Raw genomic sequence first — 19,664 nt, 5'->3', positions numbered from 1 at the left:
CGCCACCGGGCTGGACTCCAGCGAAGACGGGGAGGTTTCTGCCAGCGGTGACATGGACTTGAAACTGACGTCCCTGACCCAGAACGGCGGACGCCTGCTGGGCGACAAAGCCGTGACCCTCGACCTTGCCAATGGTGATCTCGACAACCAGCGCGGCTTGCTAACTGCCCAAGGGCCACTGACGCTCAAACGCCTGCGTGATGTGAATAACCAGAGCGGCGAGATTTCCAGCAACCTCGGTTTCGATCTGGTCGCCCAAGCGCTCAACAACACTTCCGGCAAGATCATCAGCGGCGAAAAACTGCTGTTGCGTGGCACTGCACTGAACAACCAGAAAGGCCTGATCTCCGGCTGGCAGGGACTCACCGTCAACGCCGACAGCCTCGACAACCGCAACAGCGGAACGCTCTCCAGCAAGTTCGCCGATGTTTCGGTCGACCTCAAGGACGCGCTGCTCAACAGTAGCAGCGGTGCGCTGGTTGCTCAGGGAAGCCTGACCGTCAAAGCGGGCAGTCTCGACAACAGCAACAAGGGCAATCTCAGCAGTGGCGCAGCGCAGACCCTGACACTGGGCGGTGCGCTGAACAACAATCAGGGCCTGATCTTCAGTGGCGCGGCACTGGATGTGGTCAGCACGGCGTTCACCAATGCCGGCGGCTCAGTCAATGCCGAACAGGCTTTCACCGCAACCGCCTCGCGTCTGGACAACAGTGGCGGACAGATCGCCAGCAACACCGCGATCACTCTCAATCTGAGCGGCGAGCTGAACAACAACGCCGGCAAGCTGGCGAGCAGCGGCGCGATGTTGCTCAAGGGCGTCACCGACCTGCGCAACCAGAACGGCCAGATCGCCAGCCAGAAAACCCTCGAGGTGCGTACCGGTTCGCTGGACAACAGCAACAAGGGCACGGTCGCGGCCAACGATCAGTTGCAGATCATCGCAACGGGCGCCGTCAATAACAGCGCCGACGGTCTGATCTACAGCCAGAACGCTGGCGTAGAGCTGAGCGCCGCCAGCCTGGGCAACGGCAAAGGCTCGATCCAGAGCGAAGGCGCATTGACCCTGGACGTCGGCGCTGACTTCGACAACCAAAGCGGCAAGGTCATCGCGCAAAACGGCAAGGTCTTTGTCAAAGCTGCCAACATCGACAACCGTGGCGGCATTCTTTCCAGCATCAAAGGCGCACTGGAAGCACGCACCGTCGGCGTGCTGCGCAACGGTTTTGACCTGAACAACAATCGTCAGGGCGGCATCATCCAGGCGCAGGCTCTGACCCTGACCGCACTGGCCGGACTGAACAACAACGGCGGGCGCATTTCCGCACAGTCGGGCGACAGCAGCATTACCACCACCGCGCTGGATAACAGCAGCGGCGTGCTGTATGCGAAGGGATTGCTCGGCGTCACCGGCTCGAATCTGGAAAACGCCAGCGGCCAGATCGCCGCGAATCGCATTGACTTCGGCCTGACGGGTGCGTTGCGCAACGGCACGGGCGTCATCGAAAGCGAAACCCAACTGAGCGTAAAAGCCGCCAGCGTCGACAACCAGAACGGTCGTCTTCGTTCGCTGGGCAACACTGGCAAGACCCTGTTCCAGATCGGCGGTCTGCTCGACAACCGCAACGGCGTACTGGAAACGGCCAACACCGACATGACCCTGGCTGTCGGCAGCTTCTTCAACGGTGGCGGGCAACTCAACCACGTCGGGCGCGGCAAGTTCGACATCTCAACCGCCAATGTCATTGGCGCGGGCGGTAGCATCGTCACCGGCGGACTGCTGGAACTCAACGCCGACAGCTGGAGTAACTCCAACGTCATTCAGGCCGGTCGCCTGAACGTCAATGTCGGGCAGTTCAGCCAGACCGCGAGCGGCAAATTGCTGGCTTCGGATTCGCTGCAGATCCGTGGCGGTAACTGGAGCAACGATGGGCTGATCGCCAGTGATGGCATCCTCGATCTGCAAATCGGTGGTACCTATTCCGGCACTGGCCGCTTGACCAGTCAGCGTGGCGCTTTCGTTTCTGCCGCGCAAATGAACGTCGCGACGGGTGGCAGCTTTGCGGTGGGCGCGACGTCGACCGTCAATATCGGCGGACAGCTCACCAATGCCGGACGCATGACCTCCAGCGAAGACCTGACCATCAATGCGGGTAGCGTCGCCAACTACGGCACCCTCGGCGCAGCGCAGAACCTCATCATCAACACGCCTTCGCTGCTCAATGATCGCGGGCTGATTTTCAGTGGCAACAACATGACGCTTGGCGTCGCTACGTTGACCAACCAGCACGGTGATTTCTACGGCTTGGGCGATGTGGTAATGGGCGGCTATGGCGGCGCGGCTCGGGCGGCGGGGATATACAACATCTCCGGCTCGATGGAGAGCGGGCGCGGTTTTACGATAAATGCGGATGTGTTTGAGAACCGTACGGAAGGGCCTGCGGCGTCGGCTGAGCGCAAGTTGATTTCGGGATTGATCGCGGCCAGCTGCGGTGACTGTGTCGGGGGCACCTTCAACAACTTCCTCGCCACACGTGAGACTTATCAATTCTTCGACACGGATAGCAGCGCCTCGGCGATGTTCAACGTCGGCAAGGATTTCACCTTCCAGGGCGGCACATTCCTCAACAGCAAAAGTACGGTCGCGGCGGGCGGCAACATCAACATTATTGCCGATAGTCTGAAGAACATCGGTGCGAAGAGCGGAACCGTTGAAGTCACGCGTCAGTACAACTTCGAGATGGGCACAGGCACCACGGCGCAATTCATGGCCAACGTGATCCTGCCGTACAACCAGCGCAACAATCCTGATTTTCCGTTCGTCTATTACGTTATCGCGCCCGAGGGTTTGATCCGTAAAGCGATCGCCAAAACCGTCGGCAATGGCATCGTCATCGTTGATGCCGAGACAGGCGAGAACGTCGGCAGTCGCAAATACGGCCGGGCGATGTCCGGATACAGCGCGGGCTTTGAGACTTCAACGCCGTCGTTGTACGACCCGAATAATCTGATGGCGATACCGAGTGAGCTGGCGCCTTACCAACAAGGCGTCGCTGTCGAGAAGCCCGTAAACAGTACCGGTGCTACCGACGTCGCGAACTCTCGCAATGCAGTGATTCAGGCCGGCGGTAATGTCTCGATAACCGCCACCCAGGAAATCGCCAACAGCGTCATTCATCAGGACTACAGCGCTAACGGTGGCACCAATAAAGTCGCCAATACCAACGTCGGCAACAGCGGCACTGTTGTCGTGCGCATCAACAGTCAGTTGCCGCCGGATCTTGCCCAGCAACAGGTCAATCCGCTGAGCCTGCCTGGCTTCTCCCTGCCGACGGGTGAGAACGGTCTGTTCCGCCTGAGCGGGCAGGGCTCCAGCAGCACCGCAGCCAGCAATACTGGGCCAGCACCAACGTGGACGGTCGGTAATGTTGCGGTAAATGCCCAGGACCATCTGGTCGCAGCGACCAGTGGCGGGCCGCGCAATCTGTTCATCGATGCCCCGGCAGCGGTATCTGACAGCGCGCGCGCCGTTGACACTTTTCACCGCAACCCAAGCATGGTTCAGGCCGTCGCCAGTACGGTCGATGTCAAGGTGCCCGAGGGCAGCGCCGGATCGGGCATGCCGAGTCGCGGCAACGACATGAAGGAGTCGATCGACACCCGTCCGGTCACTCGTGTCACCGGCCTGCCAGACACCACGGCACCGTCCAATCCGCACAAATACCTGATCGAAACCAACCCGGTACTCACCGAGCTCAAGTCGTTCATGAGCTCCGATTACCTGTTGGAAAAACTCGGTTTCGATCCAGACCAAAGCGCCAAGCGGCTGGGCGATGGGCTCTACGAACAACGCCTGATCCAGCAAGCCGTCACCGCGCGCACCGGCCAGGCTTTCCTCGACGGCCAGACCTCCAACGAGGGCATGTTCAAGTACCTGATGAACAACGCCATCGCCAGCAAAGACGCGCTCAACCTGTCCGTTGGCGTCGGCCTCACGTCACAGCAAGTCGCCGCACTGACCCACGACATCGTCTGGCTCGAAGAGCATGAAGTGAACGGCGAGAAAGTGCTGGTGCCAGTGGTTTATCTGGCGCAAGCCAACGGCCGTCTTGGCCCGACTGGCGCGCTGATTGCCGGTAATGATGTGACGCTGATTGCCGGGGAGAATCTCGATAACGTTGGTACGTTGAAGGCGACGAATAATCTGTCCGCAACAGCCGGCAAAGACTTGGTCAACAGCGGCTCGATCGAGGCGGGCAATCGTCTGGATCTGCTGGCAACCAACAACATCGTCAACAAGGCGGGCGGGATTATCGCCGGCAAGGACGTCAGCCTGACCACGCGCACCGGCGACGTGATCAATGAACGGACCATCACCTCGGTGGACGACAAATACGGCTCCGTCACCCAGCATACGGATTACGCCGATAACGCCGCACGGATCGAGGCTGCCAACGACCTGACCATCAAAGCAGCCAAGGACATCAACGTCATCGGTGGTGTTTTGAAAAGCGGTCAGGACATGGCATTGAGTGCCGGTCGCGACGTTAACGTGGCGGCGGTGCAGATCGACAACAGCGCATCGCTTGGCTGGAGAGGAGCCGTCAGCAGCGTCACGCAACTGGGCGCCGATATTGATGCGGGGCGTGATTTCAAGGCTGACGCCAAGCGTGACATCAGTGTGATTGCCAGTGCGATTGACGCCAAGCGTGATGTTTCGATGTCGGCGACTGAGAATCTGGTGATCAGTTCGGCGGCGGATGAAGAGCACTCGCGTTCTGCCAACAAGAAGATGTCACGGCAGGATGATGAGGTGAGGCAGGTTTCTGCAACGGTGACTGCAGGTAGCACCGTAATGCTCAATTCCGGTAAGGACTTGGATCTGATTGCCAGTCGGGTCAGCGCCGGAAACGAAGCCTATTTGACAGCGGGTGCAAATCTGACGCTTCAGTCAGCGGAAGACAGCGACTACAGCTTCTACACCAAGACCAAAAAAAGTTCTTCGGGTAAGAAAAGTCGGCTTGATGAGACGGCTAGCACCACAAATATCGCCAGCTCCATAACTGCGGGCGGTAACATCAGCCTAGTCGCTAATGAAGATCTTCTTATCAAAGGTAGCGAAGTCGCTTCTGCTGAGGGAGGAGTAAAGCTGGTCGCAGGCAATGATGTTGAAATCGTTGCTGTCACGGATTCGCAAACAGTTCGCCACGAGAGCAGTTCGAGTAAAAAAAGCCTGGGTGGCCTGAAATCCAGCAAGGTGAAGGACCGAGTATCCGAGACGCAAACCACTGCGGTCGGCAGCATGATCTCAGGTAATACCGTGGACGTTGTATCTGGCCGCGACGTCATGATTACCGGTTCGGCTTTGGTAAGCACAGAGGATTTAACTGTGCAGGCTGGTCGCGATCTGACCATCAAAGCGGCGGAGAACACGTTTACTCGAAACGAGTATCACAAGGAGAAAAGTCGCGATCTTAGTGGGGTGCTGACGGCAAACAATCTGGGTGTCGATGACATTACCGGTAATCAACATCTGTCTGTTGGTAGCCAAAGTCACAACGGCCAGTATTCCCAGATAACGTTGACCGGCAGCACAATCGGATCCAGCGCAGGCAATGTGAAGCTTTCAAGTGGTCGTGAGCTAAGCGTTATCGCCAGTGATCTGGTCAGTACCAAGGATATGACCCTTATTGGATCAAAGGTAACCATTGCTGCGGGCATGGAAAGCTCAAGTCAAAGTAGTGCCGACAAATCCAGTAACTTAGGAGTGGGGCGCGTCATCGGAGGCATGATCGTTGATACGGTCAATACAATCCACAATTCGGTAGAGGCGGCCAGGAACGCCGATGATCCGCGACTTCAAGCGGTCAAATACGCGCAAGCCGCCATGGCGCTAAATGATCTTGGCGGCGCTGCGGGAGATGCCGAAGGTGCGGGCTCTGATTATGGCAAGAAACAAGGTTCCGCCAGCAATGGTTCGTTGATAAAGATCGGCACTGAACTGGCAAACACCCATAGCAAGAGCATCAGCGAGTACACCAGTCAGACAGCGAAACAAAGCACGATCAATGCTGGCCAGAGCCTGTTGATCATCGCTGATGGCGGGGCGCCGGGAACGGCCGGTGACATCCATATCGTCGGCAGTAGCTTGAAAGCCGCTGACACTGCGTTGATTGCGAAGAACACGATCGTTCTGGAAAGTGCGCAGAACACCGCCGACTGGACTAACGACGGCAGCAATAATAAAACCGCCATCGGCGCCAGCTTTAACCTGGGCGAACAGAATGGCTTTACCCTTGACCTCGGAGCGTCTGTTGCCAAAAACAAAGGCACCGGCAGCTCTGTAACTCAAGTCAACACGACCGTCGACACGGGCTCTCTCTCCCTGCAGAGCGGCAACGACACTACGCTGGCGGGCGCGCAAGTTCGAGCTGACACCATCAAGGCTCTGATAAACGGCAATCTGACCATCACATCTCGTCAGGACACGGAGACTCAGACCAGCAAACAAGGCAGTGCAGGCTTCGGTGCCAGCATTTGCATACCTCCATTTTGCTACGGAGCACCAGTCACCGGTTCTGCGAGCCTTTCCGCGGGCAACATGAACAGTGACTACAAAGCGGTGACGGATCAGAGCGGGTTATTCGCTGGCAAGGGTGGCTACGACATTACTGTTGGCCAAAACACCACCTTGCAGGGTGCTGTCATTGCCAGTGACGCAACGCCAGACAAAAACCTGCTCAGCACCGATCGGCTGTTCGTTAGCGACATAAAAAATACAAGTGATATCAGTGCTCAATCTGCCGGCATCTCAGTGTCATATGGCGGAAAATCCGGCACGAGCATCGGAGGCAGTGTTCCGCTGGCGCTTGAAGACTCGGATCAGAGCAAGACCCGCAGTGCCGTCAGCGAAGGCACCATCATCGTGCGCAACGCTGCAGGCGTGAATGATCTGGTGGGTCTGAATCGTGATACGGCGCATGCGAATGAGGCCCTGGACAAACCTGATCAACAAGCCATTCAAGAGCGGATTGATCTGATCCAGAGCACGGTCTCGCTGTCGAGAAACATCATCGGCAAAGTGGCCAACGCCCAGCAGCAAGCGGCTGCTGACAAAATGAAGTCAGCCACCACCGACGAAGAGCGCAAGGCTGCGTTCGATGAGTACACGAGTTGGGCGGTGGGCGGTGACAAACGCATCATGGCGGATGTCGCGGCAGGTTTGATTGCTGTGGGCCTGGGAGCCGTGGGCGGTACGACTGCTATCGGGGTCGTTGCTAACACAACTGCTAATGACGCCTTCAAGAAAATCGGTGATTACGCTGACAAGCAAGAACACGACGCGACCGATAGCGTGACTCGCGCGGCATGGGCCGAGGGTGGGGCTGCACGTGTCATGCTGCATTCGTTGGTCGGCGCGGTGATGGGGTTGTCGGGGAGTAGCCTTGCCGCCGGCGCACTGGGTGCTGGTGTCTCCGCTGCGCTGATGCCAATGATTGCCAAGCTACTGAAAGACAGTGGGTTGAGCAAAGAGCAACAGGATGCGTTGGGCACTCTGATTGCTTCCGGGCTTGGCGCAGCAGCAGGATCTAGTGGTGGAGCTGCCGGGGCAACAACCGCAGCCAACAGCGCGTCTGGCGTAGAGACGTTCAACCGCCAGTTGCATAGGCAACAGGAGGTTCCTCTGCTTAAGAAACAAGCCGAAGAGTTGGCTGCGCGGGGGCCGTCTCGTTCGGGCGCGCGTTGGGAAGATTTGCTGCTGCTTGCGGCCGGTGCTGAAGTCGATGCTGTGGGTCTGGCGCATCTCAAGAGCGTGATGAGCAAGGCTGTCGGGAATGATCCGGAGTCTAGAAATTTCGCCGAAGATATGGGTGACGCTTATGTCGCTATCAATCAGTTAGCCGATCAGAAGATCCCGCTTACCTGGAGTGACGGACGACCGATTATTGCAAACGGTGCACCGGTGTTTGCGTTTAACGCGACAGACGAGCAGTTCAACGATTCAACCCTGTTTAACGCCGAAGGTACTTATGGCCCCGGAGCGGTTTATCAGCACTGGAAGCAGTTTGGCAAAGACCAGACAACTCGTTATGAAAACGAGTTAGTCAACCTTTCGACTTACGTTTCTGATGTATCTGACGCCGCAGATCGATTGGGATCGATAGCAGGTAAAGGGATATTGTCAGTCAGCGCCATTGACGACGTTCTTCTCTCGATGACCGGGGTCCGAGGTGGTAAGGCTGTTGTCGATGCAGTGTTGGAGGTGCTGGCGAAGTCGCAGTCAGCGAAAAAGCTGGCAACACTTCGTACAACCTATGCGGCGGAAATCGATAGTGTCAGCACGTTCAAGACGTCGGGTATAGATCGAGCAACAGCTGACCACTACTTGGAAACCGCCGAAGGACGAGAGCTCCTAAGTCAACTCATTGCCGCTGATCCATCTGCCGATTTGAGTAACATAGTCATGCGAGCCGTTGGGCAGTTAACTTCCGGATCAGGTGCGCCAAAGATGTTAATTACAAATTCGCCTCTCGTTAAAATCGTCCCTAAAGGCGACGGTGTTTCTCCCTATTCTCCATTTTTCACAACGGAAGCCGACCTGAAAGCAGCCTCAAAATCTGGATATAGCCTCGCTGATTATTTCGGCTTACCGATAAAAAGTGATTCCCCGGTCTATGATGTCTATAAGATCTCCCCGAGCGTGCCATCGCCGGTCTTCGTCAGTAAAGTAGCGCCGACCACTGAATTGGGAGGGTTGATGACCAGGCCAGGTGGCGCTACACAATATATCGTGCCGAATCGCGGGCCATGGTCGGCTCCGGAACTGGTTGGAACAATTAGAAATTGAGGTTGGATATGGACCAGATTATGTTGAGGGAAAGCGCGGAGTATCTGGAGGAAGTCATCTCTAAATATGCATCTGATGCGAAAGTTAGTTGTTTGCATAAAGCATTGTCGACTTTGATAGCAGATGCTCGTGCGGGGGCAATTGTAATGCCCGTTCAATGGAACGACATTCCAGGCACCTACGCCTTTATTGAAGGAGGGCTACAACAATACCGCGACCTTGAAACAGCGTACGCCAAGTTTAAAATCGAGATTACTGGCGGCGAGAGTCCTCTTATGAAAAGCCTACGTTTAAATCAGCGGATGAGAGGTGAGGAGTGAGAGGTAACTGCAAAGTAATCCTTTTGCAATTAATGCTGGCTCTCCCACTGCTGGGCTGCCATGCAAACGTCAGAGACTCTTCCCCCAGCGTTTAAAAGGATGGTGTCCAACTTCAGCAAAGAACGGCAACGCCAGATGCACAACACGTCAAAGTCATCATGAAATCGACAGGCTACACATACCCTGTCGAGTTCTCGGTTCGCCGGGCTTCAGATCCCTATCAACGAATGGAAGTGCTGGGTACTGTGGTGGATTCCGGACGGAGCAAGGTATTCGGCTGGATCGCCAAACTCAGCGAAGCGGCCAATAGCGCCACGTTCAAGCACTTCCCTCAGCTGGAAATGCAAGCCAATGCCGACGAACCCTTCGAGGTGTCGGGGCGTTCCAACGGCATGGGCACCTGCGATACTTATAGCCGCGGGCCGCTGAACAGTACTTTTACGCCGGAGCGAAGCAAGGTCTACCTGGTGGAGTTTCAGTTTGTTGGGCGGGGTTGCGAGCAGCGTGTTTACGATGTCACCCAGCCGGGCCAGCGCATTCCCGTGATCTCTAAAAACTAAAGCCCCGGACAAGTCCGGGGCCTTTTAGTGGGTCAGAGACCGTCCGACGAGTAATCAGCGAAACGCCGGCACCACATGCTTGATAAACAACTCCAGCGACTTCTTCTTCTCTTCATGCGGCAAGCTGTTGTCACACCAGAAACTGAACTCATCCACCCCCAGTTCCTGGTAGTACTTGATGCGCGGAATGATCTCTTCCGGCGTACCAATCATCGCCGTCTTGTGCAGGCTCTCCAGTTCAAACTCCGGACGTCCGGCAAACTTCTCTTCCGGACTCGGCGCAAGGAAGCCGTTGACTGGTGTTTGCTTGTTGCCAAACCACGCATCGAACGTGCGATAGAAACGTGAGATGGCTTTGGCGCCGACTTTCCAGCCGTCCGGGTCATCAGCGGTGTGCACGTGGGTGTGGCGCAGCACCATCAATTGTGGGCGCGGTACGTCTGGGTTGTTGTCCAGTGCGGTCTGGAATTTGTTCTTCAGGTCGAGGACTTCTTCGTCGCCTTTCATCAATGGCGTGACCATCACGTTGCAGCCGTTGGCGACGGCGAAGTTGTGCGAGTCGGGGTCGCGGGCGGCGATCCACATGGGTGGGTTGGGCTTCTGGATCGGCTTCGGCACGCTGGTGGAGGTAGGGAATTTCCAGATGTCACCGTCGTGGGCGTAGTCGCCTTGCCACAGGGCACGGACCACCGGGACCATTTCGCGCAGGGCCTGGCCGCCGCTGGAGGCGGGCATGCCGCCGGCCATGCGGTCGAATTCAACTTGATAGGCGCCGCGCGCTAGACCGACTTCCATGCGGCCGTTGCTGATCACGTCGAGCAGGGCGCATTCGCCGGCGACGCGTAGCGGGTGCCAGAACGGCGCGATGATGGTGCCGGCGCCGAGGTGGATGGTCGTGGTTTTCGCTGCGAGGTAGGCCAGCAGCGGCATCGGGCTTGGGGAGATGGTGTATTCCATGGCGTGGTGTTCGCCGATCCACACGGTGCTGAAACCGCCGGCCTCGGCCATCAGGGTCAGTTCGGTCAGGTCTTCGAACAGTTGGCGGTGGCTGACGCTTTCGTCCCAGCGTTCCATGTGTACGAACAGGGAAAATTTCATGACGCTACCTCGAGTCTTTTGTAATTGGCCGGTCGTATGCGGGCCTGTCGAACTGACGTGAGCGCTGTGCGCTCGCGAGTCTTCTCACCATTCAGGCACGCCTTCGAGGACGGCTGTTCGGTTGATTGAATATTGGTATACCATAATACGGAATATCCGCAAAATATTTCTGACCGACACTTCGAACAAGGAAGGCGCAAGCAATGAACATAAAACAAAAACTGACTCTGGCGTTTGCGGTAATCGCCAGCCTGCCGGTGTTGCTGGTGGCAGCGCTGATCATCCTCAATGTCCGCGAGGGCGCGCGCGACACCTTTACTGACAGCACCGGGCGCGAAGTGCGTCAGGTGGAAAACGCGATGCAGCTGTTTTTCGAGGGCATCAGCCAGAACGTTGCTTACCTGGCCGAGCATCCGCAACTGCAGAGCATCGACACCAGCCTCAAACGCTACCTGAGCAGTGACGCCGCGCAAGTGCCGATGGGGCCGCAGGATCAACAGCTGTTCAAGCTGTTCGACGGTCTGGCCAAGGCGCACCCGGCCTATACCTATCTGTCCGTCGGCACCGAGCAGGGCGGTTATCTGTTCTGGCCGGGCGATGCGAAGTTGGCGAACTACGATCCGCGCACCCGGCCCTGGTACAAAACCGCGATGGCCAATCCCGGCAAAACCCTGCGCACCGAGGCCTATTACTGGGCGGCGGATGACGTGGTGCTGGTGAGCACCGTGCGAAGCTTCAATAACCAGTTGGGTAGCAATGCCGGCGTGGTCAACATCGATGTGTCGCTCAAGCAGTTGACCGACCTGGTCAAGCAGATTCGCCTCGGCGAGAGCGGTTATCTGATGCTGATGGAAGCCAACAACACCGTGCTGGTCGACCCGAGCGATCCGGCGCACAACTTCAAGAAACTCAGCGATCTCGGCGAGGGTTATCAGCAACTGGCCGAGGCGGGCAAAGGGCTGGTCGAGGTGCAACTGGCCGGCGAGGATTACATGGCGCTGGTCTGGCCCTCGCAGGCGTTGGGCTGGCGGTTTGTCGGCTTGGTGAAAGCCAGTGAAGTGATGGCGGGGGCAACCCGTTTGACTTGGCTGATTGGCGCTATCGCTGTGGTTTGCGCTCTGCTGTTCGCGACGGCTGGCGCGTGGTTCGCGGGTTTGATGGTCAAGCCGATTCGTGGTGTCGCCAGTGGTCTCGAAGGTATTGCTCAAGGCGAGGGCGATCTGACTGCGCGACTGGAAGTACGCGGGCAGGATGAAACCGCGCAACTGGCCGGCTGGTTCAACCAGTTTCTTGAAGCGATTCGTACGTTGATTCAGCGCATCGGCCAGGCAGCGGGGCAGATTCACAGCAGCTCTGGCAGCGCCACCGAAGTCTCGGCGGAAATGGCCGACGTCGCTTCGCGTCAGCGTGAGGCGGTGGACATGGTGTCGACGGCGTTTCACGAAATGGTCGCCACTTCCAACGAGGTTGCGCGCTCGTGCAGTCAGGCGGCCGACTCGGCAGACAACGGTCAGCGTCAGGCTCACACCGGGCAGCAGCAGATCGACGCGGCGGTGAGTAACGTCGGGCGCTTGAGTCAGGAGATCGGCCACAGCGCCGAGTCGATGCAGCAACTGGAGCAGGACAGCAACGACATCCAGTCGATCCTCGGCACCATCCGCTCGATTGCCGAGCAGACCAATCTGCTCGCGCTCAACGCCGCCATTGAGGCCGCGCGCGCCGGTGAACAGGGCAGGGGCTTTGCCGTGGTCGCCGATGAAGTTCGCGCGCTGGCCAAACGCACTTCCGACTCCACCGGTGAGATTGACGCACTGCTTGGCAATCTGGCGCGGCGCACCCACCAGATGGGCAAGCAGATGCACGCCAGCCTCGAGGTCTCGCAGGAAACCGTGGTGTCGATCAACGAGGCGCGGGCGAGTTTTGAATTGATCCGTGAATCGGTTGACGTGATCCGCGACATGAATACGCAGATCGCCACGGCGGCGGAGGAACAGCATCAAGTGGCGGAGGACATCAATCGGCACATCAGCCAGATTCATGGTGATGCGCAGTTGGTGGCGAGCCTGGCGGATTCAACTCGCCAGGATGCGCAGAACCTGACGGCGTTGTCGCAGACGTTGAATCAGTTGGTGAGCCGGTTTCGGACCTGACACAGTCGCCCAGGCAACACCAAAACCTGTGGGAGCGCGCCTGCTCGCGAAGGCGTCGGGTCAGTCAAAAATGTAACAACTGACCCATCGCCTTCGCGAGCAGGCTCGCTCCCACATGGGATATCCGAGATCTGGTGAAATCAAGCCACAACCGGCAACGCGCCCATCTTGCCGTGGCAATACACCAGCGGCCCGGCGACCTGCTCGGGGACGATCAGGTTCTTCACCGCGCCGACCATGATCGCGTGGTCGCCACCTTCGTATTCACGCCACAACTCGCACTCGATCACCGCCGTGGCATTGGCGAGGATCGGGTTGCCCAGTTCGCTCAACGTCCACTCGATGCCCTGCGCCTTGTCCTTGCCTTTGCGCGCGAAGGCATAGGCCTCGCTTTGCTGCACGCTGGACAACAGGTGAATCGCAAAGCGTTTGTTCTTGATCAGCACGGGATAGGAGTCGGAGCTGTAGTTGGGGCAGAACAGAACCAGCGCCGGGTCCATCGACAGCGAGCTGAACGCGCTGGCGGTCAGGCCGACGATCTGACCGTCGTCGTCCAGCGTGGTGATGACGGTGACGCCGGACGGGAACGAGCCCATGACTTGTTTGTAAATGGCAGCATCGATCATTGGGTGGTCCTCGGGTGGTGTGACGCGGTTTTTATGGTTTGTAGGTCTGATGGTATACCGTAATACATATCTTGCAAGAGCTTTTTTGGTGAACCGATAAACGTGCCACTTTCGTCGGAAACTCAGTGTTTACGGGGCTTTCAGCTAGCCGGTCAGGGGTGGGATCAGCGAGGATAGCGGATCAGAGAGCAACAGAATCAGCGGATCAGGCTTGTGCAAAGTTTGGAATACCATAATATGGTCTGCATCTGAGGGGCGACCCAAGAGTCCTCCCGGTTTGGCTTCATACAAAGATAAAAACAGACAAACTCGAGTTCATGCATATGTCCCAGATGTCCCGGCAAGATCCGTTGATCGAGAATCATACGGTCGATTACGTCCCACTCGCGGAACGCCACGGGAAGGCCCGCGATCTGTTCACTCTTTGGTTCAGCACCAACATCGCGCCACTGCCCATCGTCACCGGCGCCATGGTGGTCCAGGTGTTCCATCTGAATCTGTTCTGGGGGCTGCTGGCGATTGCGCTGGGGCACATGATCGGCGGCGTGGTGATTGCGCTGGCCTCGGCCCAGGGTCCGCGCATGGGCATTCCGCAAATGGTCCAGAGTCGCGGTCAGTTCGGTCGTTATGGCGCGCTGCTGATCGTGTTCTTCGCAGCGCTCATCTACATTGGTTTCTTCATTTCCAACATCGTGCTGGCCGGTAAATCCATCGTCGGCATTGCGCCGTCAGTGCCGGCACCGCTGAGCATTCTGATCGGCGCGCTGGCCGCCACCGCGATCGGTGTGATCGGCTACAACTTCATCCATACGCTCAACCGCATCGGCACCTGGGTGATGGGCGGCGCATTGCTCGCAGGCTTCATCTACATCTTCGCCCATGACTTGCCGGCGGACTTCCTGACGCGCGGCAGTTTCAACCTCTCCGGCTGGCTGGCGACGGTGTCGCTGGGGATCATCTGGCAGATCAGCTTCTCGCCGTACGTCTCCGACTATTCGCGTTATCTGCCAGCAGACATCGGTATCGCCAAACCCTTCTGGGCGACGTATCTGGGCGCGACGCTGGGCACGATTCTGTCGTTCAGCTTTGGCGCAGTGGCGGTACTGGCGACGCCGGAAGGCACTGAAGCGATGGCAGCGGTCAAGCAGTCCACCGGCTGGCTGGGGCCGATTCTGATGGTGCTGTTTCTGCTCAACATCATCAGCCACAACGCGCTCAATCTGTATGGCGCGGTGCTGTCGATCATCACCTCGATCCAGACGTTCGCCAGCCAGTGGACGCCGAGCATCAAGGTGCGCGTGGTGCTGTCGAGCGTGATTCTGGCCGGATGCTGCGTGGTCGCCCTCGGTGCTTCGGCGGATTTCATTTCCGAGTTCATTGGACTGATTCTCGCGCTGTTGCTGGTGCTGGTGCCGTGGGCGTCGATCAACCTGATCGACTTTTACCTGATCAAGCGTGGCAACTACGACATCGCCTCGATCTTCCGCGCCGACGGTGGCATCTACGGGCGCTTCAACCTGCACGCGATCATTGCCTACTTCATCGGCATCATCGTGCAGCTGCCGTTCGCCAACACCTCGCTGTATGTCGGGCCGTACGCCAATCTGGTGGAAGGTGCCGACCTGTCGTGGCTGGTTGGCCTGGTGGTCACCGTGCCGTTGTATTACTGCCTGGCAACTCGCGGTCAGGCGCAGCAGAGCAGGGCGGCCAGACTCGGCTATACCGACTGATCCAAACTGCAACACAGCAATGCCCGGCCCAGCGCCGGGCATTTTTGTTTGCGCATTTCAGCGGTCAAGCAAATTGGCCATATCGATCCCCTTTTGGCCTGCCGCCTACTGTCATCGCGCTACGCTGTCAGCAAGAATCGAAACCATAACAACAGGCTCGACCTTTTTTGCCCTTGGCTATCGTTACAGCCACTGCCGTGTACAGAACATAAAAACCATCGATCTCACGTCGCATTCGGGGAAACAACCATGGTCACGATCAAACGCATTCTGGGCGCCACCGTGTGTGGCCTGACGCTGCTGGCCAGCGCCGTCCAGGCCGAGCAGCGCGAACTGCGGGTGTACAACTGGGCGGATTACATTCTGCCGGCAGTGCCCAAGGACTTCGCCGAGCAAAGCAAGATCAAAGTGACCTGGGACACCTTTGACACCAACGAATCCCTGGAAGCCAAACTGCTCACCGGCAACTCCGGTTACGACCTGGTGGTGCCGTCCAACCAGTTCATCGAAACCCAGATCAAGGCCGGCGTGTTCCAGAAACTCGACAAGTCGAAATTGCCGAACTGGCAGCACCAGGATCCGGCGTTGCTCAAGTTGCTCGACGCCAACGACCCCGGCAACCAGTACGGCGTGCCGTACATGTACGGCACCGTGCTGATCGGCTTCAACCCGGCCAAGGTCAAGGCTGCCCTGGGCGACAACGCGCCGGTGGACAGTTGGGATCTGGTGTTCAAGCCCGAGAACATGGAAAAGCTCAAGGCCTGTGGCGTGGCGATGCTCGATTCGCCGTCGGAGATCCTGCCGCTGGCCCTGCATTACCTCGGCTTCGACCCGAACAGCCAGAACCCGGCGGACTATGAAAAGGCCAAGGCCTTGATGATGAAGATTCGTCCTTACGTGACCTACTTCAACTCGGCCAAGTACATGACCGACATCGCCAACGGCGACATCTGCGTGGCGATCGGTTATTCCGGCAGCTTCTACCAGTTCGGCAATCGCGCCAAAGAGGCGGGCAACGGTGTGGTGGTCGATTGGCGTTTGCCGAAGGAGGGCGCGCCGATCTGGTTCGACACCTTCGCCATTCCGAAGAGCGCGAAGAACGTCGCCGAGGCCCACGAATTCCTCAACCACTTGCTCGACCCGAAAGTGATCGCACCGATCAGTGACTTCCTCGGTTACCCGAATGCCAACAAGGACTCGATGCCGCTGGTCAACAAGGACATCACCGACAACCCCAACCTGACCCCGACCAGCGAGGCGCTGAAAACCCTGTACGTGGTGCAACCGTTGCCGCAGAAAATGGAACGGGTGCGCACCCGGGTGTGGACCAGTATCAAGTCCGATAAATAAGAGCACCGCACTTCAAATGTGGGAGCGAGCCTGCTCGCGAAAGCGGTGTGTCATTCAACTCCTATGTTGAATGATCCGGCGTATTCGCGAGCAGGCTCGCTCCCACAGGTGGGTTGTGTTGTGTCATTCAGGGCGGCGTTCTGCCTCGCGGCTGGTCACCAGGCTCAACAGCACCGACCCGAGAATCACCGTCCCGACGATTGCCAGCGACCATTCCACCGGCATGTGGAACCACGGCATCAGCACCATCTTGCCGCCGATGAACACCAGCACGATCGCCAGCCCGTATTTGAGCAGGTGAAAGCGATCAGCCATGTCCGCCAGCAGGAAGTACAACGCACGCAGGCCCATGATCGCGAAGATGTTCGAGGTGAAGACAATGAACGGGTCGGTGGTGACGGCGAAGATCGCTGGAATGCTGTCGACGGCGAACATCAAGTCGCTGGCCTCGATCAGCACCAGCACGAGGAACATCGGCGTTGCCCAGCGCACGCCGTTCTGCAGGATGAAAAACTTCTCGCCGTGAAAGCCACTGGTGATGCGCATATGCCCGCGAACCCAGCGCAATAACGGATTCTTTTCCAGATCCGGTTGATGATCAGCGAACACCAGCATCTTGATCCCGGTGATGATCAGGAACACACCGAATGCATACAGCAGCCACTCGAACTGCGACACCAGCCACACACCGGCAAAAATCATGATCGCGCGCATGACAATCGCGCCCAGCACGCCGTACAGCAGCACGCGTCGTTGCAATTCCGGCGGCACGGCGAAGTAGCTGAAGATCATCACGAAGACGAACATGTTGTCGATCGATAGCGACTGCTCGATCAGATAACCGGTGAGAAATTCCAGGGTTTTCTGTCGGGCGATTTCACCGCCGAATTCGCCGTGCAGATACCACCAGAGCAATCCCGCGAAGCTCAGCGCCAACAGGCACCAGGCAACCACCCAGGCCGACGCTTCCCGCACCGACACCCGGTGCGCCTTGCGCCCGCCGAAGACAAACAAGTCCAGGGCCAGCATGGCCAGAACGAAGATGATGAAGGCACCCCACATCCAGGGTTCGCCGATATTGATGTTCGTGGCAGGCATGGCACGCTCCCCTGTCTTTTTATTTGCAGCAAGCACATCTCCTGTGGGAGCGAGCCTGCTCGCGAATGCGGTGGGTCAGTGAGATGGAGGTTGCCTGACACCCCGCGTTCGCGAGCAGGCTCGCTCCCACAGGGATCATCTTCTCTTCTCGATCAAAGTCAGACGGGGCCATGCTAGCGACGGATCTGGAGCAAAGAAAAATCGTTTATTTCTGACTGACAGTTCGGCAAAAACGAAGTGTCAGCGGAAAAACTCTCCCGGCGTTTCGCCAAACTGCTGACGAAACGCGGCGATAAACGCCGAGGTCGAGTCGTATCCGCAGGCCAGCGCAACATCGGTCACTCGCTCGCCTTTTTCCAGCGGGGTCAGGGCGCCAAGCAAGCGCAGGCGCTGACGCCAGGCGCGGAAGGTCAGGCCGGTGTCGCGCAGAAACAGGCGCGTCAGAGTCTTTTCGGTGATGCCGAATTTTTCGCTCCAGTGGCTCAGGGTGGTCTGCTGTTCCGGGTGTTGTTCCAGGCTCTGGTAGATCTGCTTCAGGCGAGCGTCCTGCGGCAGCGGCAGCATCAGGTCGATGGTCGGCGCGCCGCCGAGTTGATCAAGGATGACCTGGGCCAGGCGTCCGTCAGGGCCGTTCTCGTCATAGTCGACCGGGACCTGACTGAAGGCGCGGATCAACTCCCTGAGCAGATCGCTGACGCCCAGCACATGGCAATGCCCGGCGGCCCAACCGGTGACGCTGCTGTCGATGTACAGGCTGCGCATTTCCGTATGCGGTGCGCTGAACACCCGGTGCGGCACGCCGGCCGGGATCCACACCGCACGCTCCGGCGGCGCGACGAATCGGCCGGCGCTGGTCTGCACTTCGAGCACGCCCTGAATCGCGTAGGACAACTGCACCCACGGATGACTGTGGCGGCGGGTGAGGGCGCGATTCGGCAGCGATTCGGTGCGTCCGTACACGGGGCGCGGCAGGCTGGGCAACCCGGGAACACTGCGGCGAACGCTTTTGGAATGTCCTTTAGGCGGCATCTTGCGGCTCTTCGGCGTTAGTCGGTAATTGCCAGTCACGTTAGAGTCGTCGGCACGCACTGGCAACCCCCGGATGAATCTCATGACGCGCCCACGTTTTCTGCCCGATAACTTCACGCTGACCTTGATCGGCGTTGTGCTGCTGGCGAGCTTCCTGCCCGCCAGCGGTCAAGTCGCGGTCGGCTTCGGCTGGCTGACCAACATGGCCATCGCCCTGCTGTTTTTCCTGCACGGCGCCAAGCTGTCGCGAGAATCGATCATCGCCGGCGCCGGCCACTGGCGTTTGCATCTGCTGGTGTTCGGCCTGACCTTCGTATTGTTCCCGATCCTCGGTCTGGCGCTGAAGCCATTGTTGTCACCGCTGATAGGCGATCAGCTGTACATGGGCATGCTCTATCTGTGCGCGTTGCCGGCCACTGTGCAGTCGGCGATTGCCTTCACTTCGCTGGCGCGGGGCAATATTCCGGCGGCGATCTGCAGTGCGGCGGCGTCCAGCCTGTTCGGGATTTTCCTCACACCGCTGCTGGTGACGCTGCTGCTCAACGTTCACGGTGACGGCGGTTCGACCCTCAATGCCATCGTCAAGATCAGTGTGCAATTGCTCCTGCCATTTATTGCCGGGCAGATCGCCCGCCGCTGGATCGGCGCTTGGGTAGGGCGCAACAAGAACTGGCTGAAATTCGTTGATCAGGGCTCGATTCTGCTGGTGGTGTACGGCGCATTCAGCGAAGCGGTCAACGAAGGCATCTGGCAGCAGATTCCGTTGTTCGAGTTGCTCGGCCTGGTGGTGGTCTGCTGCATCCTGCTGACGTTGGTTCTGGTGGCATCAATTCTGTTGAGCAAAGCGTTCGGCTTCAA

Annotated in this window: 10 protein-coding genes and 1 pseudogene; 7 read left to right on the top strand and 4 right to left on the bottom strand. The window is 58.2% G+C overall.

All coding sequences use genetic code 11. From position 1 onward, the window contains the following. Positions 1-58: 58 nt before the first annotated feature. The 3 genes and pseudogenes from D6877_RS22155 to D6877_RS22145 all read left to right on the top strand — a co-directional run bounded on the left by D6877_RS22155 (position 59) and on the right by D6877_RS22145 (position 9,725). Positions 59-8,845 carry a hemagglutinin repeat-containing protein gene (locus D6877_RS22155; protein ID WP_241662938.1) on the top strand — a complete coding sequence of 2,929 codons (8,787 nt, stop codon included), beginning with the start codon at positions 59-61 and terminating at the stop codon, positions 8,843-8,845. An 8-nt stretch (positions 8,846-8,853) separates the two neighbouring features. Next, positions 8,854-9,165: a hypothetical protein gene (locus tag D6877_RS22150; protein WP_241662937.1), complete on the top strand. Its 312-nt coding sequence runs from the start codon at positions 8,854-8,856 to the stop codon at positions 9,163-9,165. A gap of 32 nt (positions 9,166-9,197) precedes the next feature. After that, a pseudogene (locus D6877_RS22145) lies at positions 9,198-9,725 on the top strand (hypothetical protein). Positions 9,726-9,779: 54 nt separating this feature from the next. Here D6877_RS22145 and D6877_RS22140 read toward each other — a convergent pair. Beyond that, positions 9,780-10,823 (bottom strand): LLM class flavin-dependent oxidoreductase, encoded by a 1,044-nt coding sequence (locus D6877_RS22140; RefSeq protein ID WP_039763087.1) that lies wholly within the window; start codon positions 10,821-10,823, stop codon positions 9,780-9,782. Positions 10,824-11,026: 203 nt separating this feature from the next. Between D6877_RS22140 and D6877_RS22135 the strand changes: the two genes are divergently transcribed. Then, the gene (locus tag D6877_RS22135) at positions 11,027-12,973 is read left to right on the top strand and encodes a methyl-accepting chemotaxis protein (protein ID WP_130912108.1); all 1,947 of its coding nucleotides are present in this window, start codon (positions 11,027-11,029) and stop codon (positions 12,971-12,973) included. A 140-nt stretch (positions 12,974-13,113) separates the two neighbouring features. On the opposite strand, the gene D6877_RS22130 is transcribed toward D6877_RS22135, so the two are convergent. Then, a complete protein-coding gene (locus D6877_RS22130) occupies positions 13,114-13,599 on the bottom strand; it encodes a flavin reductase family protein (protein WP_016775037.1) in 486 nt (161 codons plus the stop codon). Positions 13,600-13,922: 323 nt separating this feature from the next. On the opposite strand from D6877_RS22130, the gene D6877_RS22125 reads away from it, so the two are divergent. Both D6877_RS22125 and D6877_RS22120 read left to right on the top strand, forming a co-directional pair. After that, the gene (locus D6877_RS22125; protein ID WP_016775036.1) at positions 13,923-15,329 is read left to right on the top strand and encodes a cytosine permease; all 1,407 of its coding nucleotides are present in this window, start codon (positions 13,923-13,925) and stop codon (positions 15,327-15,329) included. A gap of 249 nt (positions 15,330-15,578) precedes the next feature. Next, positions 15,579-16,679 carry a polyamine ABC transporter substrate-binding protein gene (locus tag D6877_RS22120; protein WP_130912107.1) on the top strand — a complete coding sequence of 367 codons (1,101 nt, stop codon included), beginning with the start codon at positions 15,579-15,581 and terminating at the stop codon, positions 16,677-16,679. Positions 16,680-16,802: 123 nt separating this feature from the next. Here the strand turns inward: D6877_RS22120 and D6877_RS22115 are convergent, their stop codons facing one another. Next, positions 16,803-17,777, bottom strand: a complete 975-nt coding sequence (locus tag D6877_RS22115; RefSeq protein WP_130912106.1) for a TerC family protein — start codon at positions 17,775-17,777, stop codon at positions 16,803-16,805. Between the two features lie 240 nt (positions 17,778-18,017). Continuing rightward, complete coding sequence (locus D6877_RS22110) at positions 18,018-18,806, bottom strand: helix-turn-helix transcriptional regulator (RefSeq protein WP_130912116.1); 789 nt, start codon at positions 18,804-18,806, stop codon at positions 18,018-18,020. Positions 18,807-18,888: 82 nt separating this feature from the next. Here D6877_RS22110 and D6877_RS22105 point away from each other — a divergent pair. Continuing rightward, positions 18,889-19,664 (top strand): bile acid:sodium symporter family protein (locus tag D6877_RS22105; protein ID WP_130912105.1); only part of this gene is annotated, 776 nt, incomplete at its 3' end.

Source organism: Pseudomonas sp. Sample_9 (assembly GCF_004307535.1).
Classification (GTDB): Bacteria; Pseudomonadota; Gammaproteobacteria; order Pseudomonadales; family Pseudomonadaceae; genus Aquipseudomonas; species Aquipseudomonas mercuritolerans.
This window is presented reverse-complemented; position numbering and strand designations above follow the sequence as displayed.